Here is a 22581-nt window from a genome sequence, read left to right on the forward strand (position 1 = left end):
CAGGGAAGGGGCCGAAAAACGGCCCTTTTTTAATTTCCGACGATAAAAGCGCCTGAAAACGATCCCTAAGCCTGTTGAAAAGCTCAAAAATAGACATCGAGCGCAGGCCCTGCGCATATCAAAACGACCGGGAGCAAACCGATGCAAGTCAACAAAGCTACGCTTCAAACCTTCGCCCTAGCCGCAGCCATGCTCGTTGCTGGTACCGCTCTGGCAGGTACTGGTGGTGACACCTTCGACACCGTATGGATCACCCTGACCGAGTGGATGCAAGGCACCCTGGGTCGCATCCTGATCGGCCTGATGATCCTGACCGGCATCGGTGCCGGCGTTCTGCGCCAGTCCCTGATGCCGTTCGTGACCGGCGTAGGCGGTGGTGTTGGTCTCTACGCTGCCCCGGACGTTATCGAGTCGATCATGACCGCTACCATCCCGGCTGCCGCTGCCGTTACCAACGCGCTGCAAGCACTGCCCGTGGGCTTCTAATACTCTCTGGGTAGCCCTCCCTAAAAGGCCTCTTTTTCCGACGCTAAAACGTCCTGAAAAAGAGGCCTTTTCTTTTCTGAGCCCCATACCCTGTGTGTAATAAATCAGGAGTCGCTCAGATGCTCAAATCAACCCGCGCCATCATCTCCCTTTCATTGCTCGCGCTCGCCTGCAATGCCTTCGCTCAAGACATTGCCCAGAAGAACGCTGACAAAGTTGTGATGCTTCCCGCCGCCGGCATGCTGGCCATCGAGAAGAACGGCAAGTTCGCCATTATCAGCGACACCGGGCGATTCATTATTCAGGGCAAGGTATATGACACCTGGGCTCAGAAAGAACTGACGACCCTGGAAGACGCTCGCATCGCGGCCAATTACATCCCCGTCGATAGAGCCAATGTCGGCTTCAAAGACCTCGCGCCAATGACCATCGGGAATGGTGACAAGGCAGTGACCATGTTTTCCGACCCGGCCTGCGGCTACTGCAAGGAAATCATAGCCGAGGCGCGGTCTTCACTCCCTGACGGCTACCGACTGGACGTTCTCATGCTGCCCGTTCTGAGCAAAGAGAGCGCCATTCGCACGAAAGAAATGCTCTGCGCTGAAGACAAGGTTGCTGCCTGGAAAGCCGGCGTTTCTGGCGACATGACCACCCCTCTAGCCCAACTGCCGGAAGGCGGCTGCAACATCGACATCATCATGAAACGGCGTACTACCGCGCAATTCCTCGGAGTCCGAAACGTCCCCTTCCTGATCCGTAATGACGGGCTTACTCACATGGGCAAGCCCGCTGAAGGGCTTCGGGCCTGGATCGAAACCAATCGCTCGAAATAAGGTATCCGCACATGCTGAAGTCGCTCATCCACACTACACCGCGTTTGGCGAAGCTCATCAACGGCCTAGCTTACGAGCCGAACCTCTACCTGTTCCAACTGACCGGCAATCGTCTCGGTTTTGCCTTCCTGTGCTCGCCGCTTTCCGGCTCCAATGGCGACGAGGGTGATCGCCTGAAAGCCGGCCTGACTGTTGACTGGCCAGAAAAAACCACCATTCAGTTCAGCCTGATCTGCACCGAGAACATCAACAAGATGAAGTCGGGCTTCCTGCGCCTGCGGAGGTCGTTTCGTGAGGCCGATCGTTCGGATCTCCCCGTCGAAACGCAAGCCCTGCTGAGGAAGGTGACAGATGCGCGAGCGGAGTATTTCAGCGACCGCACCATGCGGCCTGTTGATTCCATTTCGGGTGTCCGCATTCGTGAGCAGAACCTCGTAATCTCCGTGACCGTACCGATTGCGAATGCCCTCCCGACCGATGTCGAGGTAGCCATGACCAAGGAGTTGTTTGACGGGCTCCGCACCTCACTGGATAGCTGCAACCTGGCTCCAGTACCGTTGACCAACCATTCTTACCGAGAACTCTTCAGCTCGATTCTCAACCAGGGGCCAACGGCTTCCTGGCGCGATGACCCACACATGGAGGCTGAAACCGACAAGCCGCTGAATGAGCAGATCCTCGACTACAACCGCAGCCTTGACGTGAAGAAGGATCACCTACAGATCGGCGATGACTGTTTTGTCAGAACGCTCTCTGCCAAGCGTTTCCCGGACGTGATGTGGCAAGGCGATGCCTCGCAATACCTCGCTGACATCCTGTCCCAGCGGGGCGGTATTCGCGGCAACTGCATCATCAACTTGACCATCTACTTCCCACCGCAACTGTCGACGAAAGACAAGCTGGCCAAAAGTCGCCAGTTCTCGATCAACCAGAGCTTCGGGCCGATGGTTCATTTCGTGCCGCTGCTGCGCAAAACGGCGGATGCCTACGACACGCTGTTCGACGACCTGGACAAGGGACTTCCCAACGTCCAGACCACAATGACCATTGCCGTATTTGGCCGCAATCGTGAGGAACTGATTCAAGCTGCCTCGAATGCCAAGAGCCACTTTGCCACCCAAGGCTTCAAGTTCATGGAGGACAAGTTTGTCGTCCTGCCGGTATTCCTGAACTCGCTACCGATGTGCGCCGATCCAGAAGCGATGAAAGACCTTTTCCGCTTCAAGACGATGAGCCTGGCTCAGGCGCTGCCCCTGTTGCCGATCTACGGCGACTGGAAGGGCACTGGTACCCAAGTTGCGCCGTTCATTTCCCGGAATGGCCAACCAATCAGTTTCAACCTGTTTGACTCGGACACTAATTACAACGCCACTATTGCCGCACAGTCGGGCTCGGGTAAGTCCTTTGCAACGAACTATTTGATCACCTCGTACCTGAGCATTGGGGCGAAAGTCTGGGTTATCGACGTTGGCCTCTCCTACCTGAAGCTGTGCGACGCCTACCAAGGCGACTTTGCGCGCTTCGACCAGGAGTCCCAAATCTGCCTAAATCCCTTTGAGCTGATTGAGGACTACTCCGAAGAGGAGGACGTTCTGGTTGGGCTGCTTTCCGCTATGGCTGCCCCAACTGTTCCGCTCAGTGATTACCAAACGGCTGGCCTCAAGAAACACCTGACAAACGCTTGGGAAACCCTTGGCAAGGCGATGATCGTCGACAACATCGCCGAATCACTTCTGGGCGACAGTGACGCTCGTATCCAGGATATTGGCCACCAGCTCTTCACCTTCACCTCGAAGGGCCAATACGGACGCTTCTTCAACGGTAAGAACAACCTGAATTTCAAGAACCCGTTCACCGTCCTCGAACTCGAAGAGCTGAAGGGTCGCCAGCACCTCCAACAGGTTGTTCTCCTCCAGTTGATCTACCAGATCCAGCAGGATATGTACCTTGGCGAGCGTGACCGCCCGAAAATCGTGATCATCGATGAAGCATGGTCGCTGCTATCGCAGGGCAACGTGGGCGAGTTTATCGAACATGGCTACCGCCGCTTCCGCAAATATGGTGGCTCGGCCATCGTGATCACTCAGGGCGTCAACGACCTGTACCAAAACAAGGTCGGTCGTGCCATCGCAGAGAACTCTGCGTTCACCCTGCTGCTGGGCCAGAAGGCTGAGGCCATCGACGCCATCCAGGAGAATAAACGCCTGCCGCTGGGCGATGGCGGGTACCGCATCCTGAAGACAGTGAAGTCCTACAAAGGGCACTACTCGGAAATCTTCATGCTGACCCCTCGCGGGGCAGGGATCGCTCGTCTCACCGTAGATCCGTACTCGATCCTTCTGTACTCCACGGCACCCGAAGACGTGCAGGCGATCCGCAACTACACCCTCACCGGCATGCCACAAGACGAGGCCATTCTCCGCGTTCTGCGTGATCGTGGTGTCGTCTTTGAGCCTGAGATCACGGAAGTCGCGTAATGGCCATAACCAACCCATTCAGCGTGGATTCTAAGGTTCGCAGGGCCGTCGCAAGAGTTGAGCGGGAGAGGGCTGCAAGCCGCCTTACAGCAACCTTCGCGGCGAAGGCGCTCGTACTCTCCGCAGTGGTGGCCGGCAGCGTAGTGCTGCTGGCCAGCCGTTACTCAATCGCCATTGCTACCCAGAAATCCCTTTGCCTGCCGCCGTACCGGGTCTGGTTGATCGACAAAACGAGCGTAGAGCCAGTCCGAGGGGAAATATTCGCCTTCAGATCCAACGGCCTCAGCCCAATCTTTGCTGATGGAACAACCATCGTAAAAGTCCTCGAGGGCATGCCTGGCGATCAGGTGGAAGTGACCCTCGAGCAGACCACGATCAACGGCAGCCAGGTTGCCGAAGGCCTACAGGTTGCCATCGACCAGCGAGTTGACCCTCAACGGTACGTCAGGAAGGGAAGCATCGACCGTGGCCGGTATTGGTTCTTCGGCAAAACCTCCGATTCGTTCGACTCCCGCTACTGGGGCTCTGTCGGCGCGGATCAAATCATCGGAAAGGCCTACCCGCTATGGTGAAAATGAATCTTGCGCTAAGCATCGCGCTGGCTATGAGTTGCACCCTGGCTCACGCTGGCGATGACCTAGGCATCAAGAAGTACGACCTCAAAGACCTCGATCCAGCTTTGGTTGATCAGGCCAAGCAGCTCAGTAATTCTGCGAAGGCCAACAGCTCCGCAGAGAGCAACAGCGAGGACATGCGCTGGATCTCCGATATGGCGAGCAGGGTGGTTCCACAGGGCCTAGATGAGCCTGAACCGGAACAGACCGCCGAAGTGCCTCAAGAAGCGCTTGATCGAGAGAAAAAACATCCTCTCGGAGAGGGTAATCGCACCCTGATCTTCGTCTCTTGGTCGATGGGTGCCGCTGCACTGAAGGACATCCTTGCGTCCTTCGACGGATTCCCCGCTGTCGGCATCGTGTTCCGTGGCATCCCGGACGGCATGTCCATGGCTGACGCCGTGAGCAAGATGCACATGCTCACTCAGGAAACGCAGAGCACCGTCAGCGTCCTCCTCGATCCGCTCGCGTTCCAGCGCCACGGAATCAGTGCCGTTCCTTCCATCGTGGTCGAATCGCCCTCGAACAAGCTCATCGCCATGGCCACCGGCTCGTCCTCTGTGACGTACATCGAGTCCGCGATCAAAGAGGGCAAGACCGGGGATCTAGGCACCATCGGCACCACGAGCGAGGTCATTGAGCCCGACCTGATGGAAGTCGCCAAGCAGCGTATTGAGGCACTCGATACTGAGGCCATGAAGCAGCGAGCCATTACAAGTTTCTGGGACAACCAAAAGGGCCATCCACTTCCGCCTGTGATCGAGAGTGCGACCCGTCTGGTGGACGCCTCCGTGATCATCCCTCAGGACATCCTGGATAACAGCGGGAACGTGGTACAGAAGGCCGGGAGAATAAATCCCCTGGACATCATGCCCTTCGATCAGAAGTTGGTGGTGATCGACCCCACGCAGCCATGGCAGGTTGAGTTGGCCAAGCGCGAGTACGCAGAGCACAGCAAGAGCCTCACAGTAACAGTCATGGCTACCCAGATTCCCCCGTCCTCTGGTTGGGATCTGTTCAACGGAATCCAGGACGCGCTCGATGCACCTCTGTACGTCCTGCCGCCAGACATGGCCGAACGATTCCAGATCCTTCGAGCGCCATCTGTCGTGACCGCCGACGACAAGAATTTCATCGTTCGCGAAGTGGCGCGTACAACCTTCGAGGGAGACAACAGCAATGCTCAGTAAGTCCGCCGGTACGGTTCTCCTGTTCTGCTTGATGCTGTTTGCCCTGCCAGGTCAGGCTGCTGACGCGGCTAACGGGGAGGTGATGTGTGAAGACTCAGGGCTGTTCGGGCCAAAGCTCTTTACGGACATCTGCTGGACATGCCTTTTCCCGATTCGGGTATCTGGGGTGCAGATAACGCCTGGCATAGCCCCTGCGAAGGCCTCGAAGAAGGTCTTCTGCGTCTGCGAGCAAGGTACCTCGGGTATCTTCAAGCCGGGCATCGTCACTGCCATGTGGGAGCCGGCGAGGATGCTAGAAGTCGTCCGCAAGCCGGGATGCTCGCCATCTCTCGGCGGCGCGACCCTGCCTCTTGGGAACAAGCGAAGCTATGGCCGCTTGCGGCAGGACAACCAGTCGATTACTGGGCAGGCTGCTGGATCGTTCTACCACGCGCACCTCTTCGCCTTCCCGCTCCTTCAGATCCTCGACCTGTACACGCCGACCAAGTGCAACCCGGACGGCTATCTAGACGTGGACATCATCGCCTTCACTGAGATTGACCCGACCTGGAATAACGGCACCTTGGCGTTCTTCCAGCATCCCGAGTCAGCCGCAGTGGCAAATCCTCTCGCTATCGCGGCATGCGCTGCTGAAACAGCCTTGGTGTCAGCAGGCAAAGAGCCTCTGGAGTCGCTGTGGTGGTGTACAGGAGCGTGGGGAGGGATTTACCCCATGGCTGGTGTTTCGGTTGCACAAGATGCAAACAGGACTACTGCGCTAGCATCGGCCCGTATCATGGCTCAGCAGCACAGACGTGGGCTTGCACGTCGCACGATGGGAGATGAAAACCTTTGCAAGGCTGGCTTCTACCCGACCATCCCGAAGAGCCAATACCGCATAACGCAGTTCTGGCCTAAATCACAGAACACCAAGTCAATGTGGCTTGGCACTCCGCCGCAAATCTGGGACGGCGGGACAAGTCGCCACGTCCCAGGCACCGGGAACGATGCCATGTACCTCTACTGGCGCTGGACTGACTGCTGCTCGAAACTCTGAACCGATAGGAGAGGCCGTCCGAAAGGGCGGCTCTGTGTGCATGACTGATTTCCTAATTCTTTACCTTCCCCCCGTTTTTGTCCTTGCCGTCATCGCCGCCATTGCGCACCTGCGCTTGTTGGAGACTCCCGCCTACCGAGGGTGGTGGGGCGAGTACAAGGTCAACTTTATGCTGCGCCTGTGCCTAAGCGGGCAGTACAAGGTCTACGCCAATGCGATATACCGGGGACAGACCCGCGAAGAGTCGACCCAGATAGACCACATAGTTGTGTCACGCTTCGGGATCTTCGTGCTCGAAACCAAGTGTTTCAAGGGCCGAATCCTTGTAGACCACCAGGCCCCAGATCAGTGGATTCAAATTGTTGGCCGGCGAAAATATCGGGTGCAGAACCCGTTAATGCAGAACTACGCGCACGTTAAAGCTGTCCAGAAGGCGACAGGAATCCATTCGCAGAAAATCCACAGTTACGCGGTAATGGCGGGGCAAGCGACATTCGAGAACGATATGCCGGAGCGAGTCCATTCAATCTGGGGCGTGATCAAGCAGATCCGCTCGTATAAGGCCCCTGTTTTCACTCGGGGCCATGTTGTTTCGATTGAGGGGGCGTTACAGCGGAGGCGCATCAAAGGGGGGTACTGGGCTGCCAGAAGGCACGTTGAAAAGCTCAAGGCACGAACCGCAAGGAATGACGGCCTCAGCCGTGCAGATAGAACCCCAGAGGAATCCCAATCATCGCGCCAATAATGGCCGATATGATCAGAGCAAAAATGGCCTCTTTGTCCCAGAAAGGTTCATCTTTCTCGGCAGGAAGGGGCTTATCAGAGTACAACTCGTTCCACACCTGGCTAACTTCACGTTGAGGAGTTGGCTCACGGGAAGCCCGCCGAGTTCGGCGCGTCAACTGTACCGGAGAGTCAAATAAAGAATTGAGGTCGTCTTCTAGCATCTTCTGTCCCTTCACCAAAAGGCCCCGTTTCCGGGGCCTTCGACTTTTGTCTACGCCGCTGCCTCTTCGAGGGAATCGAGTTGGTCTGCCGGCACCTCTTGCTCAATGAAGCCAGAGGCCTCACGAGCTGCCTTTTCAGTCAGAACAGCCGCTTCGACCTTCTCGATCTCAGCCTTAAGTTCAGCCGACTTACTAGAGTAGGCCTTGACGCGGGCGCTCTGACCAAGCCCAACCAGGGAACGGATCAGCTTGGCCATCTTGTCGCTCTTTGCGACGCGGAATTCTTCGGCCTCGCTGGACTCGATCTTTTCGCCCAACCAGGCGGTATCGACCAAAGTGATGAGGGTGTCGAAAGACTGGAGCACCTTGCTCATACGTTTGATTTCAGGGCTGGTGACCTGGAACTCACGGACGAGCGGGGAGCTGTACCCTGCGCGCTCGGTTACACCGAGGCTGGTGAGCATGGTTTCAAGCCGCACGATCTCGTCGTTGATCGAGGTTTCCATGGCTTCAATCTTCGACGACACGGCATCGACCACGGCTTTGTGGTTGAAGGTTTTCAGGCGTTTTGCCAGGTTACGGGATGTCACGTCGACGATGAACAGTGCGGTCATCAGGCTGTCGAAGCGGTTGCCCGCAAAGAATTTTGCCTGCTCGGTATTGAGGTTCATGACCCCTTTGAGCGAGGGCTTCGAGTATTGGTACTTGACCGCTGCGGGTTTAGTGGCTGCCATAGAGATGTCTCCTATTGCTGTTGGTGGCAAAGCTATTCCAACAGCTTCACGAGACATCAGGGCTCGCTTTCTAACCGTTTTAGCGTCTGAAATAGAAGGGTTGCATTTTGCAGTTGACTCGCCATCCATACCGCAGCGAGAATTCGTCCACCCATCGGCGTAAGTCGATCATGAACTTGCCTCACTGAGGCTATGAACCTAAGTGCCAGCATGCTGCTGACACTGGTAACCCAAGCGCCTTTGGCCTTGGTAGCAAAGCCAAGCTGAGCTTGTCAGCTTATAAACCTAGCCACGCCTCAGCGTGTGGCCGAACATAAAAGGAAGCCTCGGCTTCCTTTTTTTGTCTCAAAAAACCCTGACGGGAACTACCCGTTAGGGGGTTCTCCGTCTTTAAAAAATGGAGAACTGAAAAAATGGCATCCGAAACCCTCAAGGTGAAAGTGCTCTCTGCGTATGGCTTCCTCGTGGCAACACTGGGAGCTTTGTACGTCCCGCACGTCATGACGGCGCTCCTGCCGTTCGTGTTTTGCGTAGCTCTCGCTGTTGTACTGATGAACGCCGATGTGATCTTCAAGACCATCGTTGATCAACTTCGCAACCGCCCCAAACGCTTGAGCATTCAAGCGTCAAAAGCCCGCCCCGAAGCACCCACTACCAGTTGGTGCGATCACATTGACTACGAGAATTACTACATTCCCACCTACCTTCGTCGTGGGGAGGAAGCGTAATGGTTCGCGTTGATTTCGATGTGCCGAGTTACCTCCGCCTGGAAAAAGGTCTTTGCATCGTTTCATCTCGCCTGGCACACAAGCTCCCTGAGCCGACAGCGCCTGTTGAGTACAACGAACCGCTAGAGCCAGTTGTCATCAACCGACTCTACAACCCTCGCAAAGCCGCAGTGGCAGTGGTACCCGTAGAAAACGATCTGGATGAAATCAAGGGCGAGTTTATCCCCCGAGATGCCGAATCTGATCACCATGAACTAATGCCAGCATTCGATGAGGCCAATGACCACAACGATTCCGCTGAGCAAGCAACAGAGATCAGCTTCCAAGGTGTTGCGGGCAAGTCTGTAACTGGCGCCTACGCCGGTTCGGGTTTCGCTCCATACCGATTCAGCAAGAAGAACGGGAAATCGTTCTACCTGCGGATTGGCAAGCACCTGATATGGGGAGTCGAGCTTAAGTCTCAACTCCGCAACTCTGGCGCAGAAAAAGGCGACGTTATCTCCGTGACATTCCTCGGCAAAAAGCCGGTGAAAGTGCTCAAGGACATCACCGTCGACGGCAATATCGAGCAGGATTGGGTGGATACCTACCGCAATTCCTGGGAGATCAAAGTCGTGAAATAAGCCAGCAAAGTGCGCCCATCCGGGCGCATTCCCCAACCAACAGGAGTTACCCCATGTCAAACCCCTCAAAAGGCGGTTACGCCCCCGAGAAAAAAGATGTGCTGGTAGCCGCTGAAGGCTGCTGGCTGAGCATCTATCAGCAACTGGCTCCAGAGCTGGTCGATGCACAACAAGCTAAAGGTTCTGCCCGTCCTTGCCCCGTTCACGGGGGGAAAGACGGCTTCCGGATCTTCAAGAAAACCATCTCCACCAGCAATGGTGGGTTCTGCCAGACCTGCGGTATCAAGCCTGACGGCCTTGCACTGATCATGTGGGTTCGCAATTGGGACTTCCACACGGCCTTGCAAGAGGTTGGTTCGCTGCTTGGGGTGAAAGACCCCTACGGTCGAACAGCTATCGGTCGGATCGAGCCAATCAAAGTGGTTCGTGAAGCGCCGGTAGTCGTTGATAAAGCATCAGATGACTGGTTGCGTGAAGCTATGCGCAAGCTGTGGAAGAACTCTGTTCCTCTCACAGATCCAACCGCTGAGCCCGCAAGGCTCTATCTACGCTCACGAGGCATTCTCGCGTGGGATCGTAAAGAGCTGAGCCGCTACGTTCGCTTCCACCCATCTCTGACTTACAAGGATGAGAAGGGCAAGCGCTCGCGGCATCCAGGAATCGTCTGCTTGCTGACTGACCCGGAAGGGCAGGCTGTGACCATCAACCGTCACTACCTGACCGCCAAGGGAGAGAAAGCGAAACTGCCGGAGCCGAAGAAGATGTTCCCCATCCCCAGCGACCGCAAGCTCCCAGGCTGTGCGGTTCAAACATCACGCCCAGGAGAGATCCTCAACGTGTGCGAAGGGCTGGAGACCGCTCTTTCGGTAGAGACAGCTATGGGCTTCCCCGTGTGGCCCCTAGTGAACTCGTATCTGCTGGAGTGCTTTACCCCGCCAGCCTGCACCAAGGCAGTCCGTATCTGGGCTGACAAGGATCGCAAGGAAGGTGGTCAAAATGCTGCAATGGCATTGAAAAAACGTCTATGGGAAATGGGTATCAAGGCGCAAATCATGCTGCCTGACATGCCTGTCCCGGACGGCTCCAAAGGGGTCGATTGGAATGACGTTCTTCTTCAACGTGGTTCCATTGGCTTCATCGGTCACGAGACTTACCGCGCTCAGCGGTAGGTCTCTGACCACCCCAACTAAAACCCTCTTTTTCCGACCATAAAAGCGCCTGAAAACGCGCCAAATGCTTCTGGCTAACGCTCACAATCCGAGCATCCAAAACTGTGGCCAGTCGGAAATATGACCCCTACCAACTTCGCAACTCTAGTGCTCGCTGCCGCTATCAGCGGGCACGCGCTTGCTGCCGACACGGATAAAGCCGAGTCGAACACTCCCCAGGTCGCGGGCAAGTCCTTCTATTCAGACAAGGAACGTGGCTGGTTTTGGTACGAAGAGCCGGAACCCGAGCCGGAGCTTGAAAAGAAAGCACAGCCGCCGGAGGCCAAGGCTCCCGAGGAGAACAAATCTCCCGAACCAGCGCCTGCCGAGCCTGATCTACCACCGACCGGCAGCGTGGCCTGGATCAGGGAGATGCTGCCCAAGCTCCGCGACAAAGCCATGGACAACCCAACCAGAGAAAACGTCGAGGCTTACTACTACGCCCAACGAATCATGCTGGACAAGGCCGAGCGCTTCTCCCGCCACTCCGTCGAGGCTATCCGCAACGACCCGTATCTCGACGAGGACATGCGCTACCCGGCTTCCAACGCCGCCTCCGATGCACTGGCGACAGCAGCAGGAAAGCAGAAAGAAGCCCTCATGAAACTGATCGCGGGCAACTCTTCCCTGGTGTTTTTCTACAACGGCAACGACTGCATTCTCTGCGAACAGGCTATCTCTGCCCTCTCAGCCCTTGAGTTCAAGTACGGCTTCCCTGTGCTGCCCGTTTCCATGGACGGGGCGCCATTGCCTAGTGGCAAATACCCAAACACCCAGTACGACACTGGTCTCGCCAAGCAGCTCGGGATCATCGCCGCACCGGCCCTGGCCATCGCCATCCCACCGAATGACGTTCAGATCGTGAGCTTCAGCACGATCTCGATGGAGACCGCGACAAGCAGAATTCTGATCGCCGCAAAAGACGCTGGTTTGATCTCTGACCAGGAATACCAATCGACTTCCCGCTTGAACACCATGGGGCTTATCGACGCTACCAAGCTCTCCGATGCCCCGCCTGACGCAACCAGCAAACCAGACGAATTCGTAGCCAGAATGCGCAAAGAGGCCCGGCGTGCATTCCTGAAAGATAACGGAGGTGGCAAATGAAACTGAAACTGCTGGCCATTGTGGTCGCACTACTTGCCGTCCCGACCGGGGCTTCGGCAAATATCTCGCAGCAGGTGAACGAGATGTTCTCCGGCATGATCAACGTGACCAGCCCTGGCGCATACCAGACGGCAACGCGGGGTGTGATCACGGGTGGGGGCGTGGTTCTGCGAAACAGGATCACCACTACCACCATGATCAGCATTACACCGCCGAGCGCGAAGGGCGGCTGCGGCGGGATCAACCTCTACTCGGGCTCGTTTAGCTTTATCAACGGCGAAGAATTTGTGGCGCTGATGCGCAACGTCGCCTCCAACGCAGCAGGTATCGTCTCCGGCTTCGCGTTTGAGCTCGCCCTCGATGCTATGGATGCGCAAACAGGAGGCGTAATCCGCAACCTGGCGAACAAGATCCAGTCGTTGAATCAGATGTTCTCGAACTCCTGCCAGCTTGCGAGCGGCCTGGTGACCAATGCCAAAAAGGCGTTCGAGGAGACCAGCGACTTCAAGTCCGCAATGACCTCCTTTGGGTCTAACGTCTCCGACGACTTCTTCGGTGCCAAGTCCACTAAAGAGGACTCTCCAGCCAATAGGCTTGCTTCCGCAGGCAAGGCCGAAATGTGCAACAACGTGGGTAACGTCCTCTGGTGTGCAATGGAGAAATCCGGCCTGAAGTCCCAGATCCTTTTCGGTAGTGACGAAAACGCTGAGTACATCCTGTCGCTCGTCGGTTCCTACTCGGTCTCCCTGCTGAGCGATGACAAGGGCGGCAAAACCTTCGGCGCGACGCCAATTGCCAGCCTCATCAAGGACAAAGGCCTGAAGGTCTTTATCGAGGGTTCCGAGGACGCTGACTTCCAGGTCTACGACTGCGACAGCTCCGGCGAGCCGGACTGCCTCAAGCCTGAGCCGAGAGACCTTGGCTCGTTCAAAGGCCTTGAAAAGCGAATCATAGAAGACCTCAAGACCAATGGTGTTCTTGAGAAGTTCGCAAAGGGTCAGGCCTCTCCGGTAGACGGAAACCGTATCGCCTACCTCGCTTCGAGCCGAGTAGGCATCAACCTCATAAAGATCACCCAGAAAGCAGGCGCTCAAGCCGGCTACGACTATCTCGACCTGTTCGCTAAGAAAATCGCAGCAGATGCCGCGCTCTCCGTGATCCTTCAGCTAATCGGCCACACAGAGAAGGGATTGACCAGCCTGAGCATGGTCGACGCCCCCAAAGTGCTTGAAGAGTTGCGGGAAACCAAGGGCCAAGTCATGAACGAATACACGGTCTACGTTCAGGAAGCGATGCAGGGCAAGGATGCTGACGATCAGGCGGCGAAAATGCTCCAGATGGCACCTTCGTTCGACAACGGCAGCCTGCCACAAAGCTCGTCGAGCCAAAGCACTGGCAATTAAAGGATACGCTCATGACGACTCTTACTATCTACACGACAGGCAGCGCAGAACTACTTGAGATCATGCTGAACGCTTGCGCAATGATCACCGGCAGCGGTTCTGCCGAGGATCTTGCCAGGGTTGGCGCGCTCCTGGGCATTCTTCTCTTGGCGTTCCAGGCTGCGTTCAATAACCAGGCCATCACATTCCAAAAGGCGGGGCTCGTGCTCGTCCTTTACATGATGTTCTACGGGCCAACTTCGACCGTCCTTATTCAGGACACAGTGAGCAGCAACGTCCGAGTAGTCGACAATGTGCCGCTCGGGCCAGCCTTCGTCGGCTCAACCATCTCGACCGTCGCGTACAGCATTGCCAAAACATCTGAGCAGGCGTTTTCCTCTCCAGGCATGACCGAATACGGGCTTTTCTCAAGCCTGAGCACGATGTCGAAAGTCCGGGATGCCCTCAGAAATCCCATGGCACTGGATGGCTTCCAGAACTACCAGAAAGCTAGTGGCTACGACCTCCCAAAGACCATCAACGAGTACATGACCTTTTGCTCGCTGAGTCCGGTAGCGCTTCGAGAGGACAAGACGCTTGCTGAGCTGTACCGCGCTCCTGGTTGGGAGAGCGTCGTCACCAACACGAGCACCGGACAATTCATCTACGTCTACGATGGAACCGCTGGAGGTTCGCTCAAGAGTTGTAGTGACGCGAAGACTTTCCTCACTGCGCACATCAAGAACGCTTACACCTCAGTGCTTAATGACATCCTCCAGAAGGGGTTCAGTGAAGAGGTAAAGTCAGGCCGGATGAACAACGGAACGCAGGTTGAAGCGGCCCTAAATCAGTCTATTCAATCCGTCGCTCTCTCCGGTAAGTCCGCCCAAGACTATGTTCTAACCTCGCTGATTGCGCCGATTTTCAACACATCCCGAGTCGACGCGCTCAATCATTGGCAAGAGCAGCGAGCTGCAATGGCCTTGCAAGAGTCTATCAATCAGCAAGAAATCGCATGGGCAGGCAAGGGCGACAGCTTCAAGCACTACATGCGCCCGATGATCGCCTTCTTCGAGGGCCTGCTTTATGCCATGACGCCGTTCATGGCATTCGCCCTGCTGCTTGGAGGGCCGGGCCTCAGTGTGCTTGGCAAATACCTCGTTCTGCCTCTCGCTGTTGGTCTTTGGATGCCATTGCTGAGCTTCGTCAACGCATTCACCCTCTGGTACGCCGAGGCTGAGTTGACCGCTGCATTCGACGCCTATGGCGGCGCTACATCCGCTGGCTTTGCAATGCTGCAACTTCAGGACATCGACCGCGCCATTGGCAAAGCTTTGGGTGTTGGTGGCCTTCTGGCCGCATCGGTACCGCCGCTAGCCCTGTTCATCGTCTCCGGCTCAGCCATGGTTGCGAACGGCATCATGGGCCAAATGACCGCAGGCGATAAATTCAAGTCCGAAGACGTACTTCCCCGTACTCAGCAGAGCGCGCCTGTGCTGGCCTCAAATGCGGCATTTACCTCTGATCAGGTAGGTGCTGGCGTCTCCAAAACCGGGTCACTGCAACTCGCCGAAACAATCAGCGGGGAGCAGGCAGCAAGTGCCGTGGTGCAAAGCGCTAGCACGGCCTCGCAAACCGCGTCAGCGCAGTACCAGGAAAGCCTGAAGGCGGCAGGGCAACAGCTCAGCTCTACCTCTACCGGGCGACAGGCCATGGCTCAGATCGGTGAGAACCTTTCGGCAAGTTCGGCTCTCACCTCGAACTCCTCGTACAACCAGTCCAAGGAAACGCTCCGCAGCCTGGGCTTCTCCGATTCGTCACTGAATCAAGCAACAGCCAATGCCTCGCTTGGCGTTTCTACCCCGCTAGGCGGGCTGAAGCGCACTGATAACACGTCCGCAGACAGCATGACTCAGGAGGGCCGGGCTAAGGCTGAAAAGGCACTGGCTCAACTCACCCAGTCCGTCCAGGCGACCGACTCCAATCAGCTCACCTACGCAACTGGAGACGCATTCTCGCGCAGCGACCTGGCTCAATCGAGCGCCTCAAACACGGATGAGATTGCGAAGAACCGAACCAATGCACTTCAGGCTCAACAGACCTACAACAAGGCATCGTCTGAGCAGGACACAATCAAAGCAGGCCAGTCCCTCAACCTCAGGGACGCGGGCGTCAATGCTCTTACCCGAGGCATGGGACGCGAGGAAAGCGGCTTGGCGCTTGAGAGAATGGCGGGGGAAACGGCGTCCGGGAAGGAACTTTACAAGCAGGCTTTCAACAGCCAGAGCGTCCAAGATATGTCCCAGGATATGTCCGAGCGCCGCGCAATGGCCGCAATCCGAACCATGAACCAAGATGGCAGGCTCGGTGATTTGCTGATGAGCCAGTACAACCCGTTCGATTTCAACGTGAACCAGGGCGATGCAAACGCTAACGCCAAGCTGGAGGGTGATGCGGCGAGCGCTACTGCTGGCGTCAGCAACCTTGCCGGTCAGTTCAACTCGAAATGGGGCTCAAACAGTGGGAGTTATGCGAGTACGAATGACATGAACCAAAGCGGTTACGACGCCACCAAGGAATCCGGCCCGGCAGCCATCGAGCAGCGCAATGCGGCTAACCTGAACCCTGTCATGGAAGACAGCTCGGCTCACAACGCGCAGATTGACACAGCCGCGAGCAAAGCTAGCTACGACGAGATCCGTGATCGTGGTGCAGCGGCGCGGCAAGGGACAAACCTCGGTACCGAGGTCGCAGTCGGAGCAAACTCGATCTTCGCCGGCATCAACACCATTGAAGCGGCTTTAAGAGGCGGGGATGACAGCGCACGCGCAGGCCGGTACTACGACATTGGCATGAAAGAAGGGTTGCAACCTGAAGAAGCCAAATACTTCGCAGCCAAAGCGACCGGGGAATTCGGTGAGGCTCAGGGTGCTGCGTACCAAGAGCTTGCAGGTTTCTACCGCAGCCAGGGCATCAGCGACGAAAGCTATATTGCCGGGGCCATCACCACAATCGATGACGCAGCGAAAGCCCCTGACAGTGGTTCATTCGCTACCCTCGGGGCGCTGGCTGACTCCAAGTCACAAGTCCAATATGCCTCGCGCCCAACCCGCTCCAGCGAGGACGTTCCTCAAGTGCCAGACATGAAACCACAGCGGCCAACGGGAATTAACGCAGACTAACTGTCTGATAAGCAGAAACAAGAAGGCCGGGCATCAGACCCGGCCTTTTTTTGCTCGTGAGCATGCTCAGTTACCCCGCATCAAACTCCACTTCGCCTTGATCAGCTTGCCGATCTCCGCACGATGCAAGAACACCAGAACAGATGCACCAACGCTGAAACCACCGGCAACAGCTCCCAGGCGACTGAACACAACGATGTTCACCATAACCAGAACCATTATTCCGTAGAACTCGGCATTAGCCTTGGCCCCAGTCAGAACCTGCTCCTCAGTCAGCATCCACTTCGGCGACAGGCAGAACGGGCATACAGATCCCTCAGGATCTCGACCACCAACCGGAATCCCGCCAACGTAGAACGGTGCGCTGGTGATCACCTTCGGAACCATCATCTTCTTGCAGCACTGGCACTCAACCTTATCGCGTCCCATCTCACTCACCTCACTCATGTCTTACCTAAATAATCTCACTCATCTTGGAAAACCCAAATCCCTTCAAATCCGACCGCAGCAGCCATCAGTTTTTCCTGGCAGGGATGCTCTATATCCACCTGAAAGAAAAAGCCCCAACCAGGGGCCAGGGCTTGTTTCAGGCAGTGTGTTGTCACTTTCCACACCAGTAGCATTTCCCCGGCTTCAGCGTGTAGCGGGCATAAATCTCCTTGCACTTGGAGCAGGAAGTAAGCGTGATGTCGCCAGACCTCAGACTGTTGCTGAGTTGGTAGGCGTTCGAGGGCAAGATCATGTCGTTTTGCGTGATACCAACGGCCTTACAAAGCTGCGTGTACTCCTTATGGGCCGCAATGATTGCTCGTGCATTTGTCCTTTTCAGCGGTTCATCAGCTAGTAGACGGTAGACGGTGAGGTACAGAAGGCTGTGCAGCGGACTTTCTTTCAGCGTCTTATTAGGTAACTGGATTCGCCCACTTTGAGACTGGACAAGTGGGGTGTCGCGCATGAGAGAACGTTTCATCCTCACAACCTCTTCCGGGTCGAGCCCCGTCCAGGTCGCAACCAGCTTGGGCTGGATCTTGTTATGTAGCATCTCGGATGCAATCACGTCAGGAGGCATGGTCGACGGGTAGTCCTTGATTCGACCAATGCCAACCACGCCAGGCTTATCAAAGTGCTTCAGGTCGCCCAGAAGAACAGTCGTTACATCGCTGAGCTGGTCTTCTGGGCTGTTGATGTTCGTGCGCAGCCGGCGGAGGTTGCACCGCGTACCAATTGAAAAACCACCACGGCTTACCAGCATCATCCGAGCATCGAAAGATCCAGCCTCGAAGACCCGGTAGCCGACATCATCGAAACCAGTTGAGAGAATCGGGGCGATCTCATTTACCCGAGCGAAGTGGCAGAACTCCATGAACATGACCATCTTGTTCCCGATCTCGCGGAACTCGTCGTCATCTAGATAGCCGCGTCCGACCTTCAGGGTGTCGTAGTGAACCCGGTACAAAGACACAGGAAGCGCATCGACCGCCTTGAGATGCTTCGGATTTGAAATCAGCTTCGACAGCCACAGCACGTCACCTTGCGTGAGCCTCTGCTCAGACATAATGGCATTGAACTCGCGCAAATCTGAGATAAGCCAGCGCAAGCCCATTTGAATCATCGAGGAGTTGATCTTAACTCGCATTTCAAAGACCTTACTTCAGTCGCTGGAGTGAACGCCAAATGTCGAGCACATTACTCGCATATTTTCGGGCGTCAAGTTCGCGTTTTGGGTTTCGCGTGTGGTAACCACCAATTGCCAATTGCATATCCACTGGGAACTGGGCTATGGACTCACAGAGTATTTCAGCACCAACTCGGATATTCACTTCCGGATCTAGCAATAATTCCGGGCTCGCGACACGGGAGCCATTCCAACGGTAGTTAATCTGCATAATCCCAATATCCGTAAGGATATCTTCAGAGATGTAACGTTTCAGCACCTTCTCTGCTTGTGCGTAACTAACAGGGTAAAGAGGGCCGCTGGGTTCATTCCTTAAGGCAAATGGGTGTGGCTTAATATAACCATTGCCCACAGACGTTTTGGACTCGTTAAGCGCCAATGAGTACAGCAGTAGCGGATCAGGCTTACACGAAACTGCTCGCGACGCCCGATCCCACATAGTACCCTTTAGCGAGAAAGATCCATTCTGCGCGAAGGAGTTACCTGCAACAAAAAAGCAAACAACAACGATGGCTGATTTCGTTATCGTGCGTTTAAACACTAGCCCCCCTGATCCAGTTTGCGACTGGACGCGCTTCAACTTCTGTTGTTTCAGAAACAGCCACTTCCTCAAGAACTCCAACAGGAGGAGGCGCCATCTTTACTACCGACTCTACACCAGAACTCAACATACCCAAGTACATTGCCGCCATCGCTACCAGCCTCTTGCCTCGATACTCTTGTTCGATGCTCTCAAGATGCTGGAGTAACTCGGAGTGCGCCGGGGTAACTCTGCACTGCAATCTCATTTAAACCTCCAGAAGAGCGCATCCTTGCGCTCAGCAATGTTAAGAACGAGCGATATGCCAGAAGCCCTCAGCGTTACTGGTGACGCTGTTTGCAGGCTTAACAATTAGAGCTTCGGGAAACTCTTTACGAGAGAATGGCTCGTAAAGTGAGGCTCCGCCGCCGCCTAGGATTACGCAGTCAATCGCACGCCCTTTGAGAAAGCGCAAGCCCTGCTTGATCTCAGTAAAAACGGTCGGGATAACGCGATCTGATGCTCGCTCAAGATACTCGCCAAGTTCGACCTTGCGACCGAACAAATGAATCCAAGTTTTACCGGACTGGAGCGCGTGCTCGATCTTTTCCACGCCCGGAATGCCGCCATGGTCTTTGGCAATCTCCTCGTTACAGGCATCAAGCAAAACAGACATTGCTTTCAGGCTGCTGCTGCTTGAACTTGCAACGAGCTCGCGGTGATCGAAAACAACCCAGTCAACACTGAAGAAGCCTGGATCGATAATGATGGATACCGACTCCTCAATAACTTCAGCAGCTTCAGAGTTGCAGTACACCTCAGTGAGAGTACCGATTGGTTGTGCTACTACTTGCACGCTCTTTACGGTGATTTCGCGTTTGGCGCTGATCTTGTGGGTACCAGTCATTCTCTTCACGAGAGACTCTACATAGTCTTTATCCCGCGCCTGGGACACCGGCAGTCCAGTCACCAGGGTATCTACAACATCGCCATCACCTGCGGCATGCAACAGAGCGCCTTTAAATAGCGCCTCATAGGCGTGGGAGGAGGTGTAATCCTCATGCAGCTCGCGGCCCTCCTGGACTCGACCAGGGGCAGCGAACGCAACCCAAGGTTCTCCAGCAACATCCACAACGACCTCCCCAGCACGAAGACCTGCATCCCCCGGCAGAACGCTCAGCGGCGCAGCCTGAGCAGGCCGAACAATGGATTCCGACCTCCCGTCAGCCCCGCTGAATACCGCGACCACGTTGCTGTAGCCAATATCCAACCCCAAAGCACTACTCATAGAACCCCACTCCAAGAGACAAACAACAACAGACGGTCGTCAAATGACGACGACGAATGACCCACACCCCATGGAAACCCACCTTCTGAAAAACCCAACCAGGGAACGAACAACAAATGGGCGTCAGATGACGATGAGAGCCATTTTGAGGGAGGAGGAGTGAGAAAGGTGGCGAATTCAGACCATAAAACCGTCTGAAAACGCACCATTTAGAATGCGAGGGCAAGGACAATCGGGACTCCACAACCGGAGATGCCCATGGACACGACACAAAAGACCACATCACAGATTGCTATTGAGAGCCTGGACGCCATCTACAGCGAACTCATCGGACAAACTGAAGAACTGCGAGACGCTTTCTTTCAGACAGCCTTGAGCCTGCATGAAGGCAAACCAGGCCACGTCCCAATTGCCATCCGCATTCGGCAGACCAGCCCCAATGCCAAGACGATTGAGTGGATCAAAATAATCATGAAATCGAAAGCGAAAGGCAAAAAGGAGAACCTTTACTTTTCCATCAACAAGGGCGTGGGGAGTCGGTACCGGGTTGGCTCTTTCTCCTTCGTCAAGGAACCTCTGAAGGAGATCGTCCGTTCCTACGAAGCCCAGCTTGCTGACATTCGTGAAGCCTGCTCGGTCAACCGCAGGATTCGCCGCCAATTGGTACCGCACACAGTAAAAGTTGCGAAAATCGCAGCCGTGACAGCTCAAGTAAGCGGTGCAGCGTAACGGGCACAACTCACCTAGCGCCTGAAAGGTGTGAAAATGCTCAAAGCCAGTACCTGCAAGGCCTCCAGCATTTTCACACCTTACATGCACAGCTTAAATGCGAGCCTGGCGCACAGCTTCCATCACGAACCGCAAACCGTTAAAGCTGTGAAAACACTCAAAGCAAGTAACTGCAAGGCCTCCAGCCACTTTCACACCTTCGCAGTAAACCGTGACGAATTTGAGCTTATTGCATATTGGAAGTGCAGAGGCTCACTCCAATAGGTAGGTGGTGTGAAGTGCAGCCTATAAATCTCACCCCCGTGTCGCGTAGCGGATGTAGGCGATGCAAATGGCAAACCGCAGAGAGCACAACCGAGGGGTCGGAAATTGGGATTGGTGGGCCGGGTGAGAGGATGAACCGACAACAGAATATGTGCCGCAAATTTGCGAGATACCGAATTGAGGGGGAGGAGTCCTGTGCTGGGAAATCCAGAGTTTGAGTTGCTGCTGGGGTCGGTACTGAGCCTTGGGGCAGGATTAGTAATCGCATCGCTGACATGGATGGTTTCAGCAGTGGTGGTGGCTGACATGAAGCGCGACATGGAGGATCTGAAAGCGCGTGTAAGCCAGTTGAGAGGCTGGGGATCTGACAGAGGTACGGAGAGATGATTTTCTCCGGGCTGCCTGATTTTGGGATCTGGACATCTGCAATCCACGGGGCGGTATTCACTGGGATGTGCGTGATGGGGTTTTTCTGCTGCATCGGCGTGCTGGTTAAGGCGGCGCTGTGTGCAGTGAAGGTTGCGCCCTGGGTAAAGTGTTCGGGTGCGGCCAAGCGATGATCGAGGAGCTTGAGTTTGGAGTTTAAGAAACGACCAGACGGGGGTTACTTCCCTCCGGTTTTACCTAACGGTGAGTTTTACGGAATTGCCCTTGGCGGCGATTTCCAGCAGTTACTGTTCACTGTGAATGAAGACGGCTTATACGCTGCCGGATTGCATTACTTGTGGAGCGACATAACTGGTATATCGCTGACGCCTAATGATGGCTTCCGAATTAACAGCGACAAATACCGCTCAGGCGGTTTGGCGTTCCACCCTGGCATGTCTTTCCTAAAGACTGCTGACGGTGAACGCATAGCGAGAATGAATGGATACGGCGTTGATTACTGCCTGATGAATCGAATCACGTTTGAATCTAACGGCGGTGAGTTGAAGTAGTGTGCGGTGCTGAGTTTGGCCCCGTGTCGCGCAGCGGATAGTTGCGTCGGTAAGTTGTCAGAGTGTCAAGGCGAGAGGTAGCAGATGGAAGGCTTCACTAAACTGTACGGAACGAATGGAGTTATTTCGCTGGAAGGTTACAGACTTCCGGAAGATCGGGCGTGGTTGTACGACATGCTTGAGGTTGTGCATACGGATATTCCGTCAAGCCATGATCTTCTGATTCCGATTCTGTTAATGCAAAGTGCTGAATCTTTGCGCTCGGCTAGTTCGATTGCAATTGCATCGGTATTGGGCGACTACGAATCGACACTTGGCTCCCAAGACAAACTTCGGGCGCGGACGTTCTTTGTTGCTGCGGTTACGGAGTTAAAAATGCTGCTCGATGCACTGGGCAAACTTCCACATGAGGAAGTTGAGAAGGTTGATCTGACTACTATTGAATATTTGGGTATAACGGCATCAGGTATTGAAACCAGTTTCGAGAGTATGGAAGAGGTATTCCTACTTTCGCACCCGACTATTTCCCGTTACTGGCTGACGCTCAAGGTTGTTTGACCTCCTGTGTCGCGCAGCGGATGTTAACGTCTTTGTGAGTTTGACGCGGTGGAATTGATAGG

The 22581-nt window shown here is 55.2% G+C and carries 21 protein-coding genes; 16 read left to right on the plus strand and 5 right to left on the minus strand.

The window, feature by feature from the left end:
- Window positions 1-141 precede the first annotated feature (141 nt).
- The 7 genes from traA to FFS12_RS14180 all read left to right on the plus strand — a co-directional run bounded on the left by traA (window position 142) and on the right by FFS12_RS14180 (window position 7381).
- Window positions 142-486 (plus strand): TraA family conjugative transfer protein, encoded by a 345-nt coding sequence (gene traA, locus FFS12_RS14150; protein ID WP_137887499.1) that lies wholly within the window; start codon window positions 142-144, stop codon window positions 484-486.
- Between the two features lie 119 nt (window positions 487-605).
- Window positions 606-1319, plus strand: a complete 714-nt coding sequence (locus FFS12_RS14155; RefSeq protein ID WP_137887502.1) for a DsbC family protein — start codon at window positions 606-608, stop codon at window positions 1317-1319.
- An 11-nt stretch (window positions 1320-1330) separates the two neighbouring features.
- A complete protein-coding gene (gene traC, locus FFS12_RS14160) occupies window positions 1331-3796 on the plus strand; it encodes a type IV secretion system protein TraC (protein WP_137887504.1) in 2466 nt (821 codons plus the stop codon).
- Window positions 3796-4368, plus strand: coding sequence for a S26 family signal peptidase (locus FFS12_RS14165; protein WP_137887505.1), 573 nt, complete (start codon window positions 3796-3798; stop codon window positions 4366-4368). Before traC ends, FFS12_RS14165 begins: the two co-directional genes overlap by 1 nt.
- Window positions 4362-5600 (plus strand): TrbC family F-type conjugative pilus assembly protein, encoded by a 1239-nt coding sequence (locus tag FFS12_RS14170; RefSeq protein WP_137887507.1) that lies wholly within the window; start codon window positions 4362-4364, stop codon window positions 5598-5600. The genes FFS12_RS14165 and FFS12_RS14170 overlap by 7 nt, the downstream gene beginning before the upstream one ends.
- Entirely contained in the window at window positions 5590-6636 is a 1047-nt protein-coding gene (locus FFS12_RS14175) for a TraU family protein (protein ID WP_137887509.1), read from the plus strand. Before FFS12_RS14170 ends, FFS12_RS14175 begins: the two co-directional genes overlap by 11 nt.
- Window positions 6637-6676: 40 nt before the next feature.
- Window positions 6677-7381: a nuclease-related domain-containing protein gene (locus FFS12_RS14180; RefSeq protein ID WP_137887512.1), complete on the plus strand. Its 705-nt coding sequence runs from the start codon at window positions 6677-6679 to the stop codon at window positions 7379-7381.
- Window positions 7382-7633: 252 nt separating this feature from the next.
- On the opposite strand, the gene FFS12_RS14185 is transcribed toward FFS12_RS14180, so the two are convergent.
- Window positions 7634-8317: a hypothetical protein gene (locus FFS12_RS14185; RefSeq protein WP_137887515.1), complete on the minus strand. Its 684-nt coding sequence runs from the start codon at window positions 8315-8317 to the stop codon at window positions 7634-7636.
- Between the two features lie 413 nt (window positions 8318-8730).
- Between FFS12_RS14185 and FFS12_RS14190 the strand changes: the two genes are divergently transcribed.
- From FFS12_RS14190 to FFS12_RS14215, 6 genes are all read left to right on the plus strand, one after another.
- Complete coding sequence (locus FFS12_RS14190) at window positions 8731-9045, plus strand: hypothetical protein (protein WP_137887517.1); 315 nt, start codon at window positions 8731-8733, stop codon at window positions 9043-9045.
- Window positions 9045-9668: a DNA primase gene (locus FFS12_RS14195; RefSeq protein WP_137887520.1), complete on the plus strand. Its 624-nt coding sequence runs from the start codon at window positions 9045-9047 to the stop codon at window positions 9666-9668. The genes FFS12_RS14190 and FFS12_RS14195 overlap by 1 nt, the downstream gene beginning before the upstream one ends.
- A 53-nt stretch (window positions 9669-9721) precedes the next feature.
- Complete coding sequence (locus FFS12_RS14200) at window positions 9722-10837, plus strand: toprim domain-containing protein (RefSeq protein ID WP_137887523.1); 1116 nt, start codon at window positions 9722-9724, stop codon at window positions 10835-10837.
- Between the two features lie 120 nt (window positions 10838-10957).
- The gene (gene traF / locus FFS12_RS14205; RefSeq protein ID WP_137887526.1) at window positions 10958-11983 is read left to right on the plus strand and encodes a conjugal transfer protein TraF; all 1026 of its coding nucleotides are present in this window, start codon (window positions 10958-10960) and stop codon (window positions 11981-11983) included.
- The gene (locus tag FFS12_RS14210; protein ID WP_137887528.1) at window positions 11980-13386 is read left to right on the plus strand and encodes a conjugal transfer protein TraH; all 1407 of its coding nucleotides are present in this window, start codon (window positions 11980-11982) and stop codon (window positions 13384-13386) included. The genes traF and FFS12_RS14210 overlap by 4 nt, the downstream gene beginning before the upstream one ends.
- A gap of 11 nt (window positions 13387-13397) precedes the next feature.
- On the plus strand, window positions 13398-16547 hold the full coding sequence (locus FFS12_RS14215) for a conjugal transfer protein TraG N-terminal domain-containing protein (RefSeq protein ID WP_137887531.1): 3150 nt from the start codon (window positions 13398-13400) through the stop codon (window positions 16545-16547).
- A gap of 66 nt (window positions 16548-16613) precedes the next feature.
- Here FFS12_RS14215 and FFS12_RS14220 read toward each other — a convergent pair whose 3' ends face one another.
- From FFS12_RS14220 to FFS12_RS14235, 4 genes are all read right to left on the minus strand, one after another.
- On the minus strand, window positions 16614-16976 hold the full coding sequence (locus tag FFS12_RS14220) for a hypothetical protein (RefSeq protein WP_171011882.1): 363 nt from the start codon (window positions 16974-16976) through the stop codon (window positions 16614-16616).
- A gap of 172 nt (window positions 16977-17148) precedes the next feature.
- Complete coding sequence (locus FFS12_RS14225; protein WP_137887535.1) at window positions 17149-18183, minus strand: FlhC family transcriptional regulator; 1035 nt, start codon at window positions 18181-18183, stop codon at window positions 17149-17151.
- A 10-nt stretch (window positions 18184-18193) separates the two neighbouring features.
- Window positions 18194-18481, minus strand: a complete 288-nt coding sequence (locus FFS12_RS20250; protein ID WP_256657395.1) for a transglycosylase SLT domain-containing protein — start codon at window positions 18479-18481, stop codon at window positions 18194-18196.
- 568 nt (window positions 18482-19049) lie between these two features.
- Window positions 19050-20030, minus strand: a complete 981-nt coding sequence (locus tag FFS12_RS14235) for a ParM/StbA family protein (protein ID WP_137887537.1) — start codon at window positions 20028-20030, stop codon at window positions 19050-19052.
- Window positions 20031-20288: 258 nt separating this feature from the next.
- On the opposite strand from FFS12_RS14235, the gene mobI reads away from it, so the two are divergent.
- From mobI to FFS12_RS14250, 3 genes are all read left to right on the plus strand, one after another.
- Window positions 20289-20759, plus strand: a complete 471-nt coding sequence (gene mobI, locus FFS12_RS14240; protein ID WP_137887539.1) for a conjugative transfer protein MobI(A/C) — start codon at window positions 20289-20291, stop codon at window positions 20757-20759.
- 839 nt (window positions 20760-21598) lie between these two features.
- Window positions 21599-21961, plus strand: a complete 363-nt coding sequence (locus FFS12_RS14245; RefSeq protein ID WP_137887541.1) for a hypothetical protein — start codon at window positions 21599-21601, stop codon at window positions 21959-21961.
- An 84-nt stretch (window positions 21962-22045) separates the two neighbouring features.
- Entirely contained in the window at window positions 22046-22519 is a 474-nt protein-coding gene (locus tag FFS12_RS14250; RefSeq protein ID WP_137887543.1) for a hypothetical protein, read from the plus strand.
- The last annotated feature ends 62 nt before the right edge of the window (window positions 22520-22581 follow it).

It is taken from the genome of Pseudomonas sp. 2FE (assembly GCF_005503735.1).
In the GTDB taxonomy this organism is placed as follows: domain Bacteria; phylum Pseudomonadota; class Gammaproteobacteria; order Pseudomonadales; family Pseudomonadaceae; genus Aquipseudomonas.

Excerpts from the sequence above, each read along its gene's own strand:
- traA (WP_137887499.1), top strand. The coding sequence starts at position 142 with ATGCAAGTCAACAAAGCTACGCTTCAAACCTTCGCCCTAGCCGCAGCC.
- FFS12_RS14155 (WP_137887502.1), top strand. The coding sequence starts at position 606 with ATGCTCAAATCAACCCGCGCCATCATCTCCCTTTCATTGCTCGCGCTC.
- traC (WP_137887504.1), top strand. The coding sequence starts at position 1,331 with ATGCTGAAGTCGCTCATCCACACTACACCGCGTTTGGCGAAGCTCATC.
- FFS12_RS14165 (WP_137887505.1), top strand. The coding sequence starts at position 3,796 with ATGGCCATAACCAACCCATTCAGCGTGGATTCTAAGGTTCGCAGGGCC.
- FFS12_RS14170 (WP_137887507.1), top strand. The coding sequence starts at position 4,362 with ATGGTGAAAATGAATCTTGCGCTAAGCATCGCGCTGGCTATGAGTTGC.
- FFS12_RS14175 (WP_137887509.1), top strand. The coding sequence starts at position 5,590 with ATGCTCAGTAAGTCCGCCGGTACGGTTCTCCTGTTCTGCTTGATGCTG.
- FFS12_RS14180 (WP_137887512.1), top strand. The coding sequence starts at position 6,677 with ATGACTGATTTCCTAATTCTTTACCTTCCCCCCGTTTTTGTCCTTGCC.
- FFS12_RS14185 (WP_137887515.1), bottom strand. The coding sequence starts at position 8,317 with ATGGCAGCCACTAAACCCGCAGCGGTCAAGTACCAATACTCGAAGCCC.
- FFS12_RS14190 (WP_137887517.1), top strand. The coding sequence starts at position 8,731 with ATGGCATCCGAAACCCTCAAGGTGAAAGTGCTCTCTGCGTATGGCTTC.
- FFS12_RS14195 (WP_137887520.1), top strand. The coding sequence starts at position 9,045 with ATGGTTCGCGTTGATTTCGATGTGCCGAGTTACCTCCGCCTGGAAAAA.
- FFS12_RS14200 (WP_137887523.1), top strand. The coding sequence starts at position 9,722 with ATGTCAAACCCCTCAAAAGGCGGTTACGCCCCCGAGAAAAAAGATGTG.
- traF (WP_137887526.1), top strand. The coding sequence starts at position 10,958 with ATGACCCCTACCAACTTCGCAACTCTAGTGCTCGCTGCCGCTATCAGC.
- FFS12_RS14210 (WP_137887528.1), top strand. The coding sequence starts at position 11,980 with ATGAAACTGAAACTGCTGGCCATTGTGGTCGCACTACTTGCCGTCCCG.
- FFS12_RS14215 (WP_137887531.1), top strand. The coding sequence starts at position 13,398 with ATGACGACTCTTACTATCTACACGACAGGCAGCGCAGAACTACTTGAG.
- FFS12_RS14220 (WP_171011882.1), bottom strand. The coding sequence starts at position 16,976 with ATGGGACGCGATAAGGTTGAGTGCCAGTGCTGCAAGAAGATGATGGTT.
- FFS12_RS14225 (WP_137887535.1), bottom strand. The coding sequence starts at position 18,183 with ATGCGAGTTAAGATCAACTCCTCGATGATTCAAATGGGCTTGCGCTGG.
- FFS12_RS14235 (WP_137887537.1), bottom strand. The coding sequence starts at position 20,030 with ATGAGTAGTGCTTTGGGGTTGGATATTGGCTACAGCAACGTGGTCGCG.
- mobI (WP_137887539.1), top strand. The coding sequence starts at position 20,289 with ATGGACACGACACAAAAGACCACATCACAGATTGCTATTGAGAGCCTG.
- FFS12_RS14250 (WP_137887543.1), top strand. The coding sequence starts at position 22,046 with ATGGAAGGCTTCACTAAACTGTACGGAACGAATGGAGTTATTTCGCTG.